The sequence below is a fragment of the Candidatus Nitrosocosmicus oleophilus genome, assembly GCF_000802205.1.
GTDB lineage: Archaea > Thermoproteota > Nitrososphaeria > Nitrososphaerales > Nitrososphaeraceae > Nitrosocosmicus > Nitrosocosmicus oleophilus.
Map to the genome: position 1 here is coordinate 2,269,656 of NZ_CP012850.1, position 18,252 is coordinate 2,287,907.

General features: G+C 35.2%; 18 protein-coding genes and 1 tRNA gene. 10 read left to right on the forward strand and 9 right to left on the reverse strand.

Annotated features, from left to right (window positions below; all coding sequences use genetic code 11):
• Positions 1–29: 29 nt before the first annotated feature.
• Positions 30–686 carry a hypothetical protein gene (locus tag NMY3_RS11060; protein WP_196815914.1) on the reverse strand — a complete coding sequence of 219 codons (657 nt, stop codon included), beginning with the start codon at positions 684–686 and terminating at the stop codon, positions 30–32.
• Between the two features lie 329 nt (positions 687–1,015).
• Here NMY3_RS11060 and NMY3_RS11065 point away from each other — a divergent pair, with 329 nt between their 5' ends.
• The 7 genes from NMY3_RS11065 (at position 1,016) to NMY3_RS11095 (ending at position 7,606) form a co-directional block, all read left to right on the forward strand.
• Complete coding sequence (locus NMY3_RS11065; RefSeq protein ID WP_196815915.1) at positions 1,016–1,819, forward strand: hypothetical protein; 804 nt, start codon at positions 1,016–1,018, stop codon at positions 1,817–1,819.
• Positions 1,820–2,356, forward strand: a complete 537-nt coding sequence (gene scpB, locus NMY3_RS11070) for an SMC-Scp complex subunit ScpB (RefSeq protein ID WP_196815916.1) — start codon at positions 1,820–1,822, stop codon at positions 2,354–2,356. It abuts the gene before it with no gap.
• A 24-nt stretch (positions 2,357–2,380) separates the two neighbouring features.
• Positions 2,381–2,767, forward strand: coding sequence for a 30S ribosomal protein S8e (locus NMY3_RS11075; RefSeq protein ID WP_196815917.1), 387 nt, complete (start codon positions 2,381–2,383; stop codon positions 2,765–2,767).
• Positions 2,768–2,828: 61 nt separating this feature from the next.
• On the forward strand, positions 2,829–3,506 hold the full coding sequence (purQ, locus tag NMY3_RS11080) for a phosphoribosylformylglycinamidine synthase subunit PurQ (RefSeq protein ID WP_196815918.1): 678 nt from the start codon (positions 2,829–2,831) through the stop codon (positions 3,504–3,506).
• 16 nt (positions 3,507–3,522) lie between these two features.
• Positions 3,523–5,712 (forward strand): phosphoribosylformylglycinamidine synthase subunit PurL, encoded by a 2,190-nt coding sequence (gene purL / locus NMY3_RS11085; RefSeq protein ID WP_196815919.1) that lies wholly within the window; start codon positions 3,523–3,525, stop codon positions 5,710–5,712.
• A gap of 95 nt (positions 5,713–5,807) precedes the next feature.
• A complete protein-coding gene (gene purF / locus NMY3_RS11090; protein ID WP_196815920.1) occupies positions 5,808–7,256 on the forward strand; it encodes an amidophosphoribosyltransferase in 1,449 nt (482 codons plus the stop codon).
• Between the two features lie 32 nt (positions 7,257–7,288).
• Positions 7,289–7,606: a hypothetical protein gene (locus tag NMY3_RS11095; protein WP_196815921.1), complete on the forward strand. Its 318-nt coding sequence runs from the start codon at positions 7,289–7,291 to the stop codon at positions 7,604–7,606.
• A gap of 8 nt (positions 7,607–7,614) precedes the next feature.
• Here NMY3_RS11095 and NMY3_RS11100 read toward each other — a convergent pair whose 3' ends face one another.
• The 4 genes from NMY3_RS11100 to NMY3_RS11115 form a co-directional block, all read right to left on the reverse strand.
• Complete coding sequence (locus tag NMY3_RS11100) at positions 7,615–8,067, reverse strand: NUDIX domain-containing protein (protein ID WP_196815922.1); 453 nt, start codon at positions 8,065–8,067, stop codon at positions 7,615–7,617.
• A 41-nt stretch (positions 8,068–8,108) separates the two neighbouring features.
• Positions 8,109–9,845 (reverse strand): DNA topoisomerase I, encoded by a 1,737-nt coding sequence (locus NMY3_RS11105; RefSeq protein ID WP_231100023.1) that lies wholly within the window; start codon positions 9,843–9,845, stop codon positions 8,109–8,111.
• A 193-nt stretch (positions 9,846–10,038) separates the two neighbouring features.
• On the reverse strand, positions 10,039–10,863 hold the full coding sequence (locus NMY3_RS11110) for a dihydroorotate dehydrogenase electron transfer subunit (RefSeq protein WP_196815923.1): 825 nt from the start codon (positions 10,861–10,863) through the stop codon (positions 10,039–10,041).
• Positions 10,850–11,755 (reverse strand): dihydroorotate dehydrogenase, encoded by a 906-nt coding sequence (locus NMY3_RS11115; RefSeq protein ID WP_196815924.1) that lies wholly within the window; start codon positions 11,753–11,755, stop codon positions 10,850–10,852. Before NMY3_RS11115 ends, NMY3_RS11110 begins: the two co-directional genes overlap by 14 nt.
• Positions 11,756–12,084: 329 nt before the next feature.
• Here NMY3_RS11115 and NMY3_RS11120 point away from each other — a divergent pair, with 329 nt between their 5' ends.
• On the forward strand, positions 12,085–12,531 hold the full coding sequence (locus NMY3_RS11120) for a hypothetical protein (protein ID WP_196815925.1): 447 nt from the start codon (positions 12,085–12,087) through the stop codon (positions 12,529–12,531).
• A 291-nt stretch (positions 12,532–12,822) separates the two neighbouring features.
• Here NMY3_RS11120 and NMY3_RS11125 read toward each other — a convergent pair whose 3' ends face one another.
• A complete protein-coding gene (locus NMY3_RS11125; protein WP_196815926.1) occupies positions 12,823–13,731 on the reverse strand; it encodes a DUF6328 family protein in 909 nt (302 codons plus the stop codon).
• Positions 13,732–14,033: 302 nt separating this feature from the next.
• A complete protein-coding gene (locus NMY3_RS11130) occupies positions 14,034–14,492 on the reverse strand; it encodes a hypothetical protein (RefSeq protein ID WP_196815927.1) in 459 nt (152 codons plus the stop codon).
• 667 nt (positions 14,493–15,159) lie between these two features.
• Here NMY3_RS11130 and NMY3_RS11135 point away from each other — a divergent pair.
• Positions 15,160–15,234: transfer RNA gene (locus tag NMY3_RS11135), tRNA-Met, on the forward strand.
• Positions 15,235–15,503: 269 nt separating this feature from the next.
• Here NMY3_RS11135 and bluB read toward each other — a convergent pair.
• Positions 15,504–16,220 (reverse strand): 5,6-dimethylbenzimidazole synthase, encoded by a 717-nt coding sequence (gene bluB / locus NMY3_RS11140; RefSeq protein WP_196818549.1) that lies wholly within the window; start codon positions 16,218–16,220, stop codon positions 15,504–15,506.
• Between the two features lie 410 nt (positions 16,221–16,630).
• Here bluB and bioD point away from each other — a divergent pair, with 410 nt between their 5' ends.
• Complete coding sequence (gene bioD, locus NMY3_RS11145) at positions 16,631–17,329, forward strand: dethiobiotin synthase (RefSeq protein ID WP_196815928.1); 699 nt, start codon at positions 16,631–16,633, stop codon at positions 17,327–17,329.
• A 203-nt stretch (positions 17,330–17,532) separates the two neighbouring features.
• Here the strand turns inward: bioD and NMY3_RS11150 are convergent, their stop codons facing one another.
• On the reverse strand, positions 17,533–18,246 hold the full coding sequence (locus NMY3_RS11150) for a nucleotidyltransferase family protein (RefSeq protein ID WP_196818550.1): 714 nt from the start codon (positions 18,244–18,246) through the stop codon (positions 17,533–17,535).
• Positions 18,247–18,252 lie beyond the last annotated feature (6 nt).

Here is an 18,252-nt window from a genome sequence, read left to right on the forward strand (position 1 = left end):
TTGTTAGATAAAGACAAAAGAAAACATGGTTATTTTACTAAATAACAAACGCAGCCATTTCTCCGGGTAATATCATGGAGTTTTGCAGGATAGGAATGAATAGTGCCATCTTTATTTTCATATATCGAACCTATCGGAAAATACAACTGTGAAGTCGGATCATACAAATTGTCATTATACCCATACATTAAATTTGAAATTTCAATTTCATACCTAATCGGATATGGGGAATAACTGATTCTATTCCACCACTCTACTCCAGTAAAGCTTTGATGAAACTGAAAAGCAAACTGTTCTCGATCCACTCTAAGAGAAAATTTTTCATCCTCATTTGAATTGAGATCTTTTAAATAAAATTCCAATTTTGAGTCATTATCTAGAAAATTGATTTGTCTATGGTATAAGTGTCCTATTTGTGGTAAGACTTTAGCAAATCGATATTGATTATGACCTTTAAAAATTGCCTCAAAATAATCCTGGTTGTCGAATTGGCAAATTAAGTTCAGTTCCACTGCAAAATGTTGGATATTAAAAATTTCTAACAAGTACAGCATCCAAGATTTGTCAGGGATCCTATTACCATTGTCTTTTATTATTTTTAAATTATCTGTGATAATTGTAAATTTTGCAACATCTTTTCCATATTCATTCTGTGGAGTATCGATACAACCGTACCAATAATGCATATTAATTTACAAATGATTCTGTATTTATTCTAGAGTACTTGTGGAAAGCTTGGATTAGGTAAACTGCTAATGATATGAAAAAGAAGGATTGAATTCTTTCAACCTAAGGCAACAATATAGAAACCTGTAGTTTGTTAATTCTTTAAGAGACCTGGAAAACATTTAGAACCACTATTTAGAAGTAGCAAAAATCATCTCCCTGGGTTTGATTATTAAAATAAAGTACCTTCGAGAATTACCGAGGAGAATCCATCTTGTATAATTACGAATTCGTATGATCTTGCTTTTATAGAATATAATAAAATATAGCTTACTCCTGAAACAATAGCATGGTTGATGAAAAAATTGAACTGGATCAAATTTCTACCAAGAAAAAAATTTCTCAGCCCCCATTGAATTTACTTTTTAATCCTTCTTTGATAGGAAGGAATGATGTTTGGCAGATTAATATTGTTAAACTCTTAGAGACATTGTTATCTACTTTAACTAAATCTTCGTATAAGGACCTACGAGTATGCGGTGTGGCGATTTTAACATCAACACTGATTCATAGACTTAAGGTAGAATCTATCTTTCGATTAGAAAAAATTGCGAATAAAGATCAACAAACTGTATCTGAACGGGAAAAGGAATTTATTGAAATGGCTCCGATCCCAGAGATTTCTAATCTTACCTTACCATTTAGAAAAGAATTATCATATCCAGTATCATTAGAGGATCTAATTTCTATACTGGAGACGATGATAACCGACCTTACTAATCCAGTTGTAAAGAGAACTAGTCTAAATCTGGAACCTGTCGAAGTAATAGACTTTCAACATTATTTGATTAAATTTGAAAAAATAATAGAGGAATTTGAACAAAAGATTATGATAAGACTAGAAAATGAAAGAGAAATAAATTTTAATGAAATGATGAGTGGATTAGACAGAATTGATATTGCTAGATACTTCATTGCTATGCTTTATCTTAGCATGAAGGATAAGGTAGAAATTATCACAGGATTTACTGACCTGAATAATGGAATAGAATATTTAGATTCTTCAACAGAGATGACGGAAAGTATTGAATCAACAGATAAGATATCAACTTGGATAAAAATTGCTCCCAAAAATAGATTGGAGGAAAAGTAGATGACCAAATTACCACCTGATGAAATTATAGCTCGCATTGAGGCAGCGTTATATTCTGCTGGGCGCCCCCTGACAATTGATGACATAGTGATAGCCTCGGGGATAGATTCTAGAGAGAGAATTAAGCGACTCTTGAATGAACTTATCAACAAGACTAGAGTAGCATTCAAAGCACTGGAGATAGCTAAGCTGGAGGACGGTACTTACGTATTTCAGCTGAAACCCAGTTACGCTCCAATAATTAAAAAGTTTTCCAATAAGCCTCAGATTTCTAATTCCGTAATGAAAACACTATCTTATGTGGCTTATGAACAGCCCGTTACCAGTAAGAGATTAGTAGAAATTAGGGGTTCCAAAGTATATACACACTTGAAGGAATTACAAGATTTGGAGTTTATTAATCAAAAAAGTTCAGGGAGGCTCAAGATTTATACAACCACAACGAAATTTAAGAATTATTTTGGAATTAGCGATTTAACAGTGCTTAAAAAAAGCTTGCTTATAAATCCAACAGGATTTTCAAAGAAAAACACTTAATTATAGTTTTGCCAAATTTGAACTGTGCGTAAATCTATCGAAAATTTGGGAGGCAGAAAATTAACAGGAGGAAGAATAATTCCCAACCGAACTAGAAGGAAATATGAAATAGATAGATACCCAAACGAACCAACTGTAGGTGATACTAAGAATGTAATTCGCAGGGTTCGAGGGAATAATGTTAAAGTTGCATTTAAGTTTGCCGAATATGCAAATGTAAATGATCAAGACACCAAGAAAACAACTAGGGTCAAGATAATTAGGGTCAACAAGAATCCTGCAAATAAAGATTATACAAGAAGAGGTGTAGTTACCAAAGGTTCAATTCTAGAGACCGAATTGGGTCTAGCTAAGGTTGTTTCAAGACCCGGACAAGATGGTATTGTTAATGCAATTATCATAAAACAATAATAATTGCTTAATTTATATCCAAAAGAATAGGAATTTATAAAATATAATTTTAATATCCTTATTGGTAAGGATAGGGATTACGGTTTTTCCAGGTAGTAATTGTGATCGCGATATTCATCATATTTTGAATAATATTCTGCATGTAGACGCAAGATATATCTGGTACAAATCGTCTTTTGATTATTTTGACTGTATAATAATACCCGGGGGATTCACTTATGGGGACAGGTTAAGAGCCGGTGCCATAGCTGCACACAGCACCATCATGAATAAAATAATGGAACTAGCAGACGATAATGTTCCAATATTGGGAATATGTAATGGATTTCAGATACTTGTTGAATCTGGAATACTCCCGGGTGCACTGATAGTCAACGAATCTTTGAATTTTATATGTAAATGGATGAATGTGATTGTTACCAATACTGATACTCCATTTACAAATCTGTATGATAAAAATCAGAGGATTTCTCTCCCCATAGCGCATGGTGAGGGTAGATTCGTGGTCGATGATAAATCCTATAACAAAATTAAGAAAAAAAATCAAGTCACTCTAGAATATTGGAAACATAATCCGAATGGTTCTTTAAACAGCATAGCAGCCATTTGTAACGAAAAAGGAAATGTTATGGGAATGATGCCACACCCAGAAAGAGGTAGTGACAAAGATTTGATCCCTGCTGGTTATGATCAAAGTTCCATATTGATATTTAAGTCTATGATTAACTATCTTAAGTAGAAATTAGGAATTAAAGATGAATATCCTTAACACAGAAGAATATAATTATCTAAAAAAGAAACTGCACAGGAAACCAAATGAATTGGAGCAGTATATCATAAGTGCCGAGTGGTCTGAACATTGTTCTTATAAATCTTCTAAAAATCATCTTAAATTATTACCAATGAATGGTGATTATGTGCTAGTTGGCCCTGGTTATGATGCGGGAGTAATAGAAGTAGGTAATGGTTATGTAGTCACTATTCACATCGAAAGTCACAATCATCCATCGGCGGTGGAACCATATGGGGGTGCAGCAACGGGGGTAGGAGGCGTACTTAGAGACATATTGTCAATGGGTTCCCGTCCAATTGCGCTATTTAATGCATTAAGGTTCGGTCAAGTCGACAAGGATTCAAAATTTGAATCAAAGAATAGATGGTTAATAAAAAACGTAGTTAAGGGCATTGCAGATTATGGTAATTGTATAGGGGTCCCGACAGTCGGCGGAGAGGTAGAGTTTGACCAGTCATTTGATAATTATTGTTTAGTAGATGTCGCATCAATCGGATATACAAAACTTGGCAATCTTGTTGCTAACAAGGCAAGAAAAGGAGATTCTCTGATTTTGGGTGGAAATGCTACAGGGGTGGATGGAATTCATGGGGCTTCTTTTGCTTCAAAAAATTTAGATGAAGATAACCGGTCTGCGGTTCAGATACCAGACCCATTTTTAGAAAAAGTGCTCATGGAAGCTACATTAGAGGCGATAGAAAACGATTGTATCAAGACCATGAAAGATCTTGGAGGTGGAGGATTGGCTTGTTGCTTGTCTGAAACAGCTGATAATTTGAAAAAGGGCTTTCTAGTGGATTTATCCACTATTCCATTAAAGCAAAAGGACATGACGGATGCACAGATCTTGATTTCAGAATCGCAGGAGCGCATGTTATATATCGTCAACTCGAAAAAGAAAAACAAATTCTTCAAGATTTTTGACAAACATAATGTGAATTATGCTGAAATAGGACATGTGACTGATGACTTGAATCTCTCAGTTATTAGAGAAGGTGACGAATTGGCTTGTATGCCTGCACAAATTATCGCTCACGCCCCCTTGTTGAATAGAAAATCTAAGGAGCCGGCTTACCTTGAATCAATTCAAAAATCGTATCGAGAACCGAAACCTCAAATCAACATCAAGAAAATGATATTTAAGATGTTATCTAACCCCTCCATATGCAGTCGCAAATGGATCTATGAGCAGTATGACCATGAGGTTGGAGTTAGAACGGTTTCAAAACCAGGGGCATCTGATAGTTCAGTTATCAAACTCGACGATAATAAATTCCTGAGTTTTAAACTAGACGGTAACTCAAAACATTGTTATCTAGATCCTTACAGGGGCATAATAGGATGTTTGTCTGAATCCCTTAGAAACATTACTTGTGTGGGGGCCAGCCCAATAGGGATAGTTGATCACTTACAGTTTGGAAATCCTGAAAATGAAGAAATTTTTTGGACATTCTTACAGACAATTAGAGGAATTAGAGATTACTGCAAATTCATGAACATACCTGTTGTCGGTGGAAAGGTAAGTTTGTATAATGAAACTAACTCTGGTCCAATAAAACCCTCCCCTGTAATAGGAATGTTAGGGTTAATTGATGCTAAGAATAAGATAAAGTATCCAATGTATCTATCAAACCAATCAATCTTTATTGTCGGAACAACCAAAGATGAAATGGGTGGATCAGAATATTTTGAATATTGTTTGGATATTGTTGGTGGAGATGTTCCCAGTGTTGATTTAGAGGAACAAAGAAATATCATAGAGACTATCAAAAAATTGATTGACAGAGATCTAATCTATGGAGTCCATGATTGCTCAAAGGGTGGTATAATAGTTTCAATGCTGGAAATGGCCATTCATAGTAATATCGGATTTAAAATTTCAGTCGACGAGATTCCAAACAAATGCTCTCGATTAGAATATTTACTCTTTTCAGAGTCTCATAATCGATTCATTTTTTCAACCGATCACGATTCAATGATTATTACATACTTAAAAAAGATGAAAATTCCATATGCTAGAATTGGAAATAGTTCAGATGATAGAACTTGCATAATTAAAAATAAAGATAAAACAATTTTCAAAAGTTCGTTGAAGACCATTTCTCAAGCCTATCACAGCTCCTTTCCAAATCTATTTGAAAAACATATCTAATTAATTTCTTTTTTGCCTAGCAAACCTGATACAAAACATTTTACCGTATGTGGTCTAAATATTAAATAGAAAGAATAACGGAGATATGTCTTCTAATGGTTCATGAAAATTGTGGTGTGGTTGGCATATTTTCTTTGGGAGGAGAAAACATAGTACCTTATTTGATAGATTGTCTTAGATCACTGCAACATCGAGGACAAGAATCATGGGGTATTGCCGTACCAAAGAAATTACCTTTTAAAAAAACCGGTTTGGTTTCGGGTTCGGCAAATGAATTTGATAAATTAATTACAAAATTTTCTTCTAATATCGGGATCGGCCATGTGAGATATTCTACTTTTGGCTCAAGTTCTCTAGAGAATGCACAGCCATTAAAGGTTAAAGATTTATGCATTGCTCACAATGGGACCATTACAAACGCTGAACAGCTTTCTACCATGGTTGGTGGCTGTACTTTTACACCACAGAATATGACAGATACTCTAGTTGCTGCCCAAAGGCTAGTTAGTATTCTTAAAAAGAAGGATGATATGAAGGCCGCAATGGCAATACTCAAAAATGAGATGGTAGGATCTTATTGTTTTACATTTCTAACTGACTCAAATACAATATATGCTGCAAGAGACCCTAAAGGGTTTAGACCTCTTGTATTGGGATTACATAAGGATACTGATACTTACATAATTGCATCAGAATCGTGTGCATTGTCAACTGTTGGTGCAATTCTTTTGAGAGATATTGAACCAGGCGAGTTGATAAGAATAGACAAGAACGGCTTTAAATCCGAAAGATTTTCTGAATCTGGTAATCACGCGCATTGTGCATTTGAGTTCACTTACTTTGCGCACCCAAGTTCAATAATGGAAGGGATTAATATTTATCTTGCAAGGAAAAAGATAGGGGAATATTTAGCACTCAAATTTCCCATTGATGATGCTGATGTGGTAATCCCTGTGCCTGATTCTTCAAGACCTGCAGCCTTAGGATATGCCTTAAAACTTGGACTACCATTTGAAGAAGGTTTGCTAAAGGATAGATATAGCAAGAAAGGTTCGATGAGGAGCTTCATAGAACCCTTAGTTAAAGATAGAAAGGAAATCAACCAAAATATTATGCCAATAAGAGAAATGATAGAGAATAGGCATGTAATAATTGTGGATGATAGCATTGTAAGGGGAACGAGTTCTAAAGCAATAATTGAGTCGGTCAAACAAGCAGGAGCCAAAAAAATTTCCATGGTTGTTACGTATCCACCTATTAGATATCCATGTTACGCCGGAATTGATTTTCCATCACAAGAAGAATTGATAGCATTTCAGGTCGCAAAGAGTGAAGTGGATTTAGATATTATTGGTAACAAAGTAGCCAGATTTATAGGAGCCGATGAAGTTTGTTATAACGATAATGTGAATCTCGCAAAAGGCATAGGTTTGAAAAAGAGCGAATTATGTTTCTCCTGTTCGTCTGGAGATTATACTCCACTTGGAATAAAACCTGATTTTGGTTCAAGGTATCAAATTAACGATAAGATATTTGTAGATTAGAATTTAAATCCCTTCTACCTAGTATGATCATATTGAGTTTAGAAGAGCTTCGCGAAAAGGCATTTTTTCAAAATTCAATCGATGTATGGATAATGTTGTGTGAGGAAAAGAAATGGGATTATTCTGATATTGAGAATTATTTAAATTTCATAGATTACTTATTTTCAAATGGAATAAAGATACAACGATTTCCACTTTGTATAAAAGAGTCCGGAGGAATGTTTGAAAGAGGAAAAGACAAGACTAGCTTTTTGGAGAGACTTTCAAAAGTTCAGTCTGACAATGCATCGGCGTTCACCATTAAGCTGACACAATCAGCCATTGCTACTATGAGAGGCTTTACCTTATAGTTCAGGTTCTATGGTTTGGTGGTCCAGAATGTAGATTTTTGGATCCTCCATGAATAATAATCTTTAATAATTTTAATGTTGTAAATGCTAGGTTCCATATTTTGAATTTGATCGCGGTCCACCCACACGCATTGAGCCGAACCAATTTGCAATCCCTTTTCAGGAATATTTGTAATAATACAAACGAATACTGATTCGATGACGTGTAATCCAATTTGGTCGTCGATATTTGAATAGATACCCAAAATTTCAATGGGTTCTACACAGAGTGTAGTTTGATGAAAAATGGATCTCCGCAAAGCTTCTTCAGCCATTTCTCCATACCTAACAAAATCACCAGGGAGACTCAAGATGTTCGTATTCTCAGCCTCTTGGGTTCTCAGAAAAAGTATCTTGTTAAGGTTATTGCTGCAAATAGCAGTAACCCTATTGAGAGGATGACAGTAACAGTCTTTATTCATGAGGTGAGGGATCTTGAATGGAATGAATCAATGGACCATAGTCACAAAGCAAAGTTCGCTTTTAATTCCTTTTTTGTAATGTTATCTACCCATAGGAATTTTCTCTGCAGTGTACTTGTATACATCCTGTTCCAATCCAATTCAACTATATTCATCCACGAACGAAACACTCTGGGGTCAATATAATTTCGTAAAGAAGTTCCTAAATTATATTCCCTTGTCTCTTTCTGTAACTTCACTTGGAATTCTAGCTTTTGGACCCTTTCAATCAATCTCGATTTCTGTTTTTCTGTTTTCCAATTCTTTCCCTTCAAGTCTGTCTTTAGGGCGTTTATAAGCTCAATTTTCTTTTTCATGGACTCCTCATATTTTGCAATCGATGTAATACTTGCTGGATTTTTTGGATCTATTCCCTTTTTGTGGTTACATGTTATGGCAGCTTGCAAGTTAGCATATTTGGCAACATAAATCTTTTCAAATTCAGTTGATTCAGGTTTCACTGCAATTGGAGGATTTTTAAGTGATTTTTTGACAATATTTGTGGCGATAAAAGTTCTAAAAACTTTTGCAGTAAGTCCGGGAACATTTTTAGGGTCTATATTCCTAAGAAAGGTATTTACTTTCATAGAGTTAATATTATCAAAAATCGGATCTGTTTCCTTCTTGTTTTTTGTAAACAGACTTAGGTTGTTAAATAAAAGTAATTTGTCATCAGAATCGATCAATAATGATTTTTGCCAGGGGACACTATCTTTTCCAAGGAAACTAAACTCTAATATTTTATGTTTCTTGTCAATTACTTTGAATTTAAGATGTTCCTTTCTGAGGGTAGTTGCACCCACGGTGTCTGCTTCATCAGGATCCTTTTCATCACCAACTCTCATCGCCATTTTTATTATGAGATAACATACAGTGGCAATTTTCTTCTTATCATGATCATTTGATGTCATTTTCCTCACGATCTCCCGTTCTATCTTGTCAATATATTTTTCAAGGTTTTGAGCCTTATCGTACTTGGCTTTGTCATAATTTTGGCGGATTACAGATGAATCGTGTAACCAAACATATTTTCTTTTCCCAGTCAGCGTTTCTATCCAAGATGCTAACCAGGTAGAGCTATGATCATGAATGATTTTTTGCCATGGTCCTTCCGGGGCAGCTGCGTCTTCACCCAGGTTGAGTATGACATCTTCGGGCTTGACACGAGGCTTCCATCTACCCCTCAATGGATGTTGTCCTCTGCCCATAAACAACCCTGGAGGTTCAACTAACCAATTTGCCACTTCTACCTCTATGTCATCTACTACTGCTTTCCCGAAATAATTTCTTAATTTTTCTTTCTCTTTTTTTTTCTCTAATGCTATTTTTTTTCTTTCCTCTCGGGACAGGTTACTCCAAGCTAATTTTTCTCGTTCCTTTGTCTCCTTTTCACCATCAACATAGGTTATAAAATCGTTCATATCTAATTGACCAATGTCTTGAAGACCTTCTTGGATTTCCTTGGGTAACAATTTCTTGAAATCTGTCAAAAAATTTTGCTGAAAGACAGGATCTTGCACGTAGTGAGTGTCCTTCTTCTTTGTCCATGCATAGATCAATTCTTCTTGATCCTTCGTTAGTGTGTAATTCTGCTTATCTATTTTGAATGACAAATTCTTAGATATGTATTCGGGTGGAAAGCATACCCCGTTATGATGAAGCGTAACCCATTTTTGGTTGCTGTTATTTCCCCGATTTTGATCATGTTTATCATCAGAAGCAATCGAAATGGAAGACAATTTATATAAAATTATTTTGATTTAGAATATAAAACTATTCTCCCAAAAAACAATTACTTTACAGTGGACTTTGACCACGTTTTGTCTAAATCGTAATTATTGCAATTGATAGTGGATATATTCTAATTTTGTGGGTGCAGGTTAAGGTATTCCCGAGTCTTTCAAAATCAAGCTGGATTTCATCTACTTACGTTTAAAATTTAGTAAGGATACCAGATTTATTCCTGTAACAAACCCCGAATTCGGTAAGTTTTTGAATCTCTATTTCGTTAAAAATAGTCCCGTCCACACAAACGAGCTTGTCATTTATGCAACAGCTTGAACAAATTCCAATCCCGCATTTCATATATCTTTCTATGCTAGCCTCGATGTGGATACCATTCTTTATTGCGAGATCTAAAGCTTTTTTCATCATCATTTCGGGTCCGCACGTGTAAATGATATCTATGTCTTTATTAATCATGAGAAAGTCCTTTAAAATATCAGTAGGGTAACCTTCGGTTCCAAAGGAACCGTCTTCAGTCGCGATAAGCAAGTCAATTTTGTTTTCTTTGGTCCACTTAGATATCAAGTCTGTAAAAAATAGTTCGGATCTAGTCTTAGCACCTAAAATGAATGTAAATTTACATTGATGTTGTTTTATGTAATAAAGTAACCTTATGAGTGGGACAAGTCCGGTGCCGCCACCCAAAAAAATAATTTTTGTATGAGATTTGTTAAATGAAAATGAATTTCCGTAAGGTCCGCGAATTCCAATTCTGTCTCCTTTACCTTTATTGAATAAAGAGGTGGAACCATATCCATTCTTTCTAATTGTTATAGCAGCGTGGTTTTTCTTGTCACTTACCATAATACTAAGTGGAAGTTCTTCTTTCCTTGGTATCCATACCATAAAAAATTGCCCAGGTTTTGATAGACTCCCCAGTGAGTCCTTAAATATAAAGGTCTTGACTGAGGGAGACTCGAGGACGACATCTTCAATTTCTACCACTCTAATCAAGTTCTTATCTGTGGACAATTCCTATAATCTCCTTAACCTCGCTGATATCGGCAGCCTCTAAATAGGAATGCAAACCCCTGATAATCTTTCCAATTGAATATATCCCTTTCAACCCTATCAAACTACCTATCTGAATAGCAGAAGCTCCTGCCATCATGTATTCTATGACATCTTCATATGTCATGATCCCACCACAACCAATTATGGGAATTCTTAAACTCTTGCTCAACTCATATACACATCGAACCCCTAGAGGCTTTATAGCCCTTCCAGAAAGACCACCGATCTTATTTTCCAAGACCGGACATCGAGTTTCAATGTCTATCTTCATCGCCCTGAGGGTATTGATAGCAGTAATTCCATCTGCACCGGCGCTTTCAGCTATCTTTGCAACTTCTATTATGTCTGATTTGCCCAAACCTACCTTGACAAAAAGCGGTTTTGTCGTATCCCTCTTGATTGACTTTATAATATCATAAACCAAATTGACATCATCTCCAATTTCCATTCCCATTTTTTCTACGTGGGGACAGGAAAGATTTAATTCAAAACCCAAAATATTAAGATTTTTGAACTTGTTGGCAATGACGGAGAATTCACTCTCGTCTGATCCAACCAAACTTATAATCAGCGGTCCATTATTCTTAGAAATTTCCTTTGAAAACGACTCTGTACCAGGATTTGCGAGTCCGACGGCATTTATGTAACTCATGTTATCTACACTGACTATCGTGGGATTTCTGTAACCATCGCGGGGCAACAGACTAATCGATTTGCTTACAATAGCCCCAGCACCGAGGTTATACAATCGATTAAAAATACTTTGAGACAGTCCCAAAATGCCCGAGGCCACAATCACTGGATTTCTTAAATTTAAACCTGCAATCTTTATAGGTATATCATAATCCAATTCGCTATAAAAAAATCATGTTTTACAATTCTTAAAAATCTATCGGAGGCTCTAGGCCCTTCTTGTACGGGTGTTTCGATAAACTCGCGGTCCTATCTAAATGACTATTAACGAAATATACCTGAAAGTCGCACATCTAGGATGTCAGTCACACTCCTAAAGACCTCTTCGCCATTCATAACACTTATTCAAGTACAATATTCGTGCGAATAGATTTCAGAAGGTAGAAATTAGGTCAGTTTGGCCAGATAATTTTGGTCATGTTGAACTCGATTACACCAATTATTCTACGGAGAAAAGGTTAAAAAGTGATCCATCTAAGATATTTCATGAAACAAGAACACGCCACACTGTATGATGTACAGATTTCAGAACTTTATGATCGGATAAAGGGATATCTTAAGTCTCTTAAATTTGAAATTATTTATGAAGAAAAAGACGAAGAATATTTGGACCTTAAGGCACACAAAGGTGGTAAGGCCAGTGTTATTGTGGGAAATGTAAGGGACGTGGAGATAATGATTAGCGGCGCCAAGAGTGCAACCCCTTACTACGATATTGTACTCCGAACCGGAGCGTGGGGTAAAGATATTGTAGTTCCTACTGTAATTGCAGGCGTCTTAACAGCTGGAATAGCTGCTGCTCCGGTGGCTGCGATTGAAGCTTATCGAGCCCACTCATTCGAGAAAAATTTTTGGAAATTTATTACCACAAACTTATCTGAAATTGGGGAGGGGAAGGGAACTATGTCTACCGTTGTAACTGTGACGCCATAAGTTAGTGATTATTGGATATTTGACTACCCTGGTCAAAATTATTTTTGCAGATCAGGGATATACCTTTGGGATTTACCATGATTCCTTGGAGAATGATAATCTCTAAACAGAAAATTTAGCAAGTTTGGATTAATTAATTTGTTGGATATCAATACAAGTAATTTTGCGAGGCAGTAGCGCCTATGGAACACAGATAACATGAATTAAGGATGAGCTACAACGGAAATAAGACGTGCAAAATACATAAAAATGTCAAATCATGACTAGAATACTAGCAAGAATAAATTGACTTTATGTGGTTCTATTAGTAGTGATTTTCGATTTGTTTCTCAAGAACCAAACAAAAATAGTGACAAAGGGCAAAGATGCTGCTCCGTATGCGACCTCAGTCGGCACTTTGGAATTTAATGATAACCCCAGACCTAGGTACATGGCTAGCATTACGCAAATAATTCCTATTGTAACGTACTCTTTAGTCACAAGAAGAAATTTTGCTACATCAAATCTTGGATAGTGATTTGAGTGATAAATAACCGGCATAATGAACATAACTGTTGCTGCTGCTACTGCATAAAGTGATGCTAGAAGGACTATGTTATCTAGTAACTGAAAATAAACTGGCTGGCTCACTGTGATATTCAAGAGAAAACCAAAGAAAATTGAGGATGCAGCAGCTAAGATTTGGCACCAACGCATACCCGCTCCAACTCTATCATAGTCTTCCGTGGAGGTACTCTCTACAAGATTACTGGGCAAATGCCTGTAAAATCTTATGAAAATGATCATAAAAGGCAATAAGGCCAGGCCATATGCAATCTCACTCGGCACTTTGGAATTTAATGATAACCCCAGACCTAGGTACATGGCTAGCATTACGCAGATTATACCTATCAGAGTATATCTCTTGGTTGCTAAAAGATATTTCTCCACATCAAATTTATGATAATGTAGCATATGATGGACAACAGGCATTATGAACATGGCAGTCGCTGTTGTTACTGCGTAAAGTGCCGTTAAGAGAACTAAGTTGTCAAATAATTGGAAGTAAGACGGAGGATTTACTGCTATCTTTAGCACAAAACCAAAGAAAATTGAGGATGCAGCAGCTAAGATTTGGGACCACCTGAGAGATGCGCCAACCCGGTCGTATTTCTCAGAAGAGGATCGCTTTATGGGATCATCGTCCGGAAGAGATGACATATGATAACATTTTGCTTTCAATCTAGTAACTATATAAACTCTACCATTTAGTAACCAATTTCATGTTTTATTATTCCTTATCTCACCTATAGATGTAAAATATAGCCAATAAATGCATAGCAGGCTGTTCCAAATTGCTAAGAATGAAAGTTTCTAATATTTGTATTTGCAATCAATAAAGACTACTTGATTGTTAGAGGATTCTTCAAAACAAACTGATTAGGTGACAAAATCAACCCCGAAATCATTTTCCGAAAATACAATAACTAACACAGACAGGCCTAATTCTGTAAACAGCAAACTCATTTTAATGCCTTAATCTTGATGAACAATAAGGATATAAAGATAAAAGGCAATAAGGCCAGGCCATATGCAATCTCAGTCGGCACTTTGGAATTTAATGATAACCCCAGACCTAGGTACATGGCTAGCATTACGCAGATTATACCTATCAGAGTATATCTCTTGGTTGCTAAATGATATTTCTCCACATCAAATTTATGATAATGTAGCATATGATGGACAACAGGCATTATGAACATGGCAGTCGCTGTTGTTACTGCGTAAAGTGCCGTTAAGAGAACTAAGTTGTCAAATAATTGGAAGTAAGACGGAGAATTCAATGTAATATCTAAGAAAAAACCAAAGAAAATCGAAGAAGAAGCTCCCAATACAATGGCCCAGTCTAAAAGTGATCCAACTTTAGAATAGTGTTCTGTAGAGCTACTCCTTAGGGGATCATCGTCTGGTTCAAATGACATTGGTGAAATAACTTAATCTATCTTCACTATTTAAACCGGGAGGCGAACTGATTCGCAAGTGAAGTATAATAAATGAATGAGATCATAATACTATAGAAAGCTATTTTGAATATTTCAACATTGGGACATTTGGATTTGATTTAGGTAGCAGTAGCAATTGCACTAGTGATAGAAATGAAGTATATGAGCAATGTTCATTTTTTTACAAAAGTGACCATCCTAATTTCATTTAACTATTTCCTACACTTTCAAAATCATCTTTGTATTCAAGACAAATAGAAAATCGAGTAAAATAATTTGATTTGCTAAACCCTTTTATTTTAGTTGCGGCATTGATCACATATTTTCCATTATTATTAAGTCCATTTGATTGAAATTAAGATGGTATTAGAGTATATTTTGGAAGTCCAAAGGGATAATGTTTTTTCATGAAGGAAAATTAAAATACCTATCTGATTCTTAATACAGAGCACTTGATGCATGTCATATTTTAGACCAATCTAAAATCATTTTTTGAATATTTTTTAGATATTTGGTCATGAATAACCTCATAAACCATTCAATCTTAAGTATTCTCTGCTCATTGTTAATAAGACAATCTGGATGGGTTAGAATATATTATACGTATATTTTATTTGATTTGCTTACACACATCAGAGCTGGGCTTGCCGGGGTAGCTCAGCCTGGTCAGAGCGTTCGACTCATAATCGAAAGGTCGCGGGCTCAAATCCCGCCTCCGGCACTTTTTTTTGATTTAAGTAACTAGTTATGTAAAATTTATTAAAGATCATACAATCTTTATCAATAATGCAACTCTTTAGCAATATTTAAATTAAGCATAACGTGAATATCAGTTGATTTGCAAAAATCAAAAAAACTCAGAAAGAATTCTCGAAATAGATTAATACTATCTATGGTTTATAGACGATGACCATCTGTATCAATAATTAATCTATTTGATTTTTTTGTTGATGATCCAAAATTTTCGCTGATAAACAAACGTAAAACACATCAGGAATAAGCATTTTTGCGAATCAGGTGCTGGTTGAAACCCCTCCAATCAGTATATCTATTACAACTATCCCATTGTTCATAATTTATGACTTTTTTTAGATCGAGTCTATTTAACCAGTTTTGAGATTGTAAATCAGGTTCGACTTCAAACTTTTTTACATATCCAAGACAAAGATATGCTATAGGTTTAACGGCAGATGGAAGTTTAAGAATCCTTTTCAAGTCTTTATTGTTGATTATGCTGACCCAGCCAACACCCATATTTTCAGCCCGGGCGGCAAGCCACAAATTTTGAATAGCGCAGCATACACTATAAATCCCCGCCTCCTTGATTGTCATTCTCCCTATTACGTAGGGTCCAAAACGCTTGTGATCATAAGTTACGCATATATTTAGATCAGATTCTATTATTCCTTCTAATTTCAGATCTAAATATTTCCTTTTCCTTTCTTTATCTTTTTCTAGCAATTCAATTGATTTCAGTCTCTCTTTCGAGAATGATTCTTTGATACTCAGACGACTCTTTCTGTCCCTTATTAAGATAAAATTCCATGGTTGTGAATAGCCTACTGATGGTGCGTGATGAGCGGCTTTCAGTATCCTCAATAAAACCTTATTACTAATCTTCTTCTTAATGAAGTTCCTCCTTACATCCCGACGTGAGAAAATTATTTTATAAAAGATCTCCTTTTCAATTTCGGTAAAATGCCCCATCTTATTATCTGTCAATTATCTAATAACAGAAGTGATTAACTTTCAATATAGATTTATACTTCAGTATGATTAGATTATATCAAATCTAATCAATATCAACGAAATTCTTCTAGAGGGATGTACAGTCTTTTAGATTGACTTTAGGGATTTGGGAAGGGGTCAACACGACAAGTTACCACTGAAAGATTAATAGATTGGTAAGTTTATAAATAAAGTTGGGTCCAATTTTTTTGGCTATTGAACTTAAAGATTTTTACTTAGTTAATGAATCTGATCAATGTTAGACTAGTGGTTTTATCTCAAATTTTCAGAACATACTACCTATAAGATAATATCAAGGAGATTCTAAATCGAAGTACAGCATTCCTTAGCAAACTATATAATCCGACTTGATATGATGATCGAGTAACTTGGCCGATGGTTTCTTTGTAACTGGGACTGATACAGGCATTGGAAAAACTTTGATAACCGCCTCGCTAGCTTGGAAATTCTCTAAGGAAATTAGCAAAATTTGTGCAATGAAACCATTTGCTACAGGAATTTCAGAGTATTCAAACAAGTTTAGGTCCAAAGATCTAGCAATTTTGGCTAGGGCCATTGAATTAGAGGAAAAACAAGAGAATTTGAACCCATATTTTTATCCTCTACCTTGTTCACCGTACATGGCCAGCTCATTGCTAAACTTGCCTCCTCCATCAGTAGGATATGCTATCAAGAAATTCAAATTGTTGCAGAAAAAATATGATTATCTCCTAGTTGAGGGAATAGGTGGGATAATGGTGCCATTAAACACAAAGCATACATTACTAAACTTTATTAAATTAACAAAGCTAAAGGTTGTAATTATCGCGACCCCGAAATTAGGAACATTTAATCATATTTTGCTTACTGTAAAAATTTGTAAGTCAAGTGGTATTCCCATAAAAGGAATAGTTATAAATAAAATGCCCAATCAGCCAAGCAAGATTGAGGCAGAAATTCCCTCATTTATCCAAGAATTTACAAAATTACCCATACTGGGTGTAATCCCAACGTTGAACAAATTCAAAATTAATGAGTCGACATTCTCCAAAATTTCTAAACTGATCAATATTAATCCCAAGAATTAGCCACACTCTGATTTGTCAAAATAATCCACTGTACTATTCTGTGTTTAAAAACCAGCAGCGAAATGGGTTTGAAAAATATTCATCTTTTTTATCATGCTTATAATTATGAATTATTGAAAGTGTGACCATATAAACACATACCAAGACTGATCTGAACCAGTATATTAGCTAAAATCCTTGGTTCAGACGATGGTTTTAGTTATTCATATTTTTCCCAATTTCTTAACATACAATTTATACGCTTCTAAATACGATTTTTTATCTCCAATATCCATGAAACTCCCCTCTTCTACTATGAACGACTTTACCTTCTTTTTTGACTTTATTGATTCCCTTACTGCTTCGTCCATTCCAAAGGAGGTAGAAACTGGAATCAAATCTAAAAACTCTGGTTCAAAAACATAGCATCCTATATTTATCAAGCCAGAAATTTCTGGCTTTTCCTTCCATTCAGATACAAGCAGGTTTTCATGGCCACTAAGCTCAATGAATCCGTATTTGAGATTGGTTTTGTACCTAGAAAGTGCCATAGAAATAAAGGCCTTATCTTTGAAATGGTTTTCAATCATTTTATCAAGTGGGAATTCATAAACTGAATCACCGTATAGACAAACGAACGGTTCTTTTAAATGAGTAGCAGCAGTTTTCAATTGTCCAGCGGTTGCTAGTGGTCTATCTGATCTGGAATACTTTATATTTATCCCGAACCGAGTACCGTCTTCAAAGTAATCTTCTATAGATCTGTGCAAGTAACTCACACAAATAATTACCTCATTTATCTTTTTAGATTTGATAAGCCATTCAACCAAATATTCAAGCAGTGGCTTATTGCCCAACGGCAACATTGGTTTTGGAATAAAGAATGTATAAGGTTGTAGCCTTGTTCCGAGACCGCCAGCTAATATTACTGCTTTCACAGAAAA

Excerpts from the sequence above, each read along its gene's own strand:
- NMY3_RS11130 (WP_196815927.1), bottom strand. The coding sequence starts at position 14,492 with ATGTCATTTGAACCAGACGATGATCCCCTAAGGAGTAGCTCTACAGAA.
- purL (WP_196815919.1), top strand. The coding sequence starts at position 3,523 with ATGAATATCCTTAACACAGAAGAATATAATTATCTAAAAAAGAAACTG.
- NMY3_RS11060 (WP_196815914.1), bottom strand. The coding sequence starts at position 686 with ATGCATTATTGGTACGGTTGTATCGATACTCCACAGAATGAATATGGA.
- scpB (WP_196815916.1), top strand. The coding sequence starts at position 1,820 with ATGACCAAATTACCACCTGATGAAATTATAGCTCGCATTGAGGCAGCG.
- NMY3_RS11125 (WP_196815926.1), bottom strand. The coding sequence starts at position 13,731 with ATGTCATCTCTTCCGGACGATGATCCCATAAAGCGATCCTCTTCTGAG.
- NMY3_RS11120 (WP_196815925.1), top strand. The coding sequence starts at position 12,085 with ATGAAACAAGAACACGCCACACTGTATGATGTACAGATTTCAGAACTT.
- NMY3_RS11065 (WP_196815915.1), top strand. The coding sequence starts at position 1,016 with ATGGTTGATGAAAAAATTGAACTGGATCAAATTTCTACCAAGAAAAAA.
- purF (WP_196815920.1), top strand. The coding sequence starts at position 5,808 with ATGGTTCATGAAAATTGTGGTGTGGTTGGCATATTTTCTTTGGGAGGA.
- bluB (WP_196818549.1), bottom strand. The coding sequence starts at position 16,220 with ATGGGGCATTTTACCGAAATTGAAAAGGAGATCTTTTATAAAATAATT.
- NMY3_RS11100 (WP_196815922.1), bottom strand. The coding sequence starts at position 8,067 with ATGAATAAAGACTGTTACTGTCATCCTCTCAATAGGGTTACTGCTATT.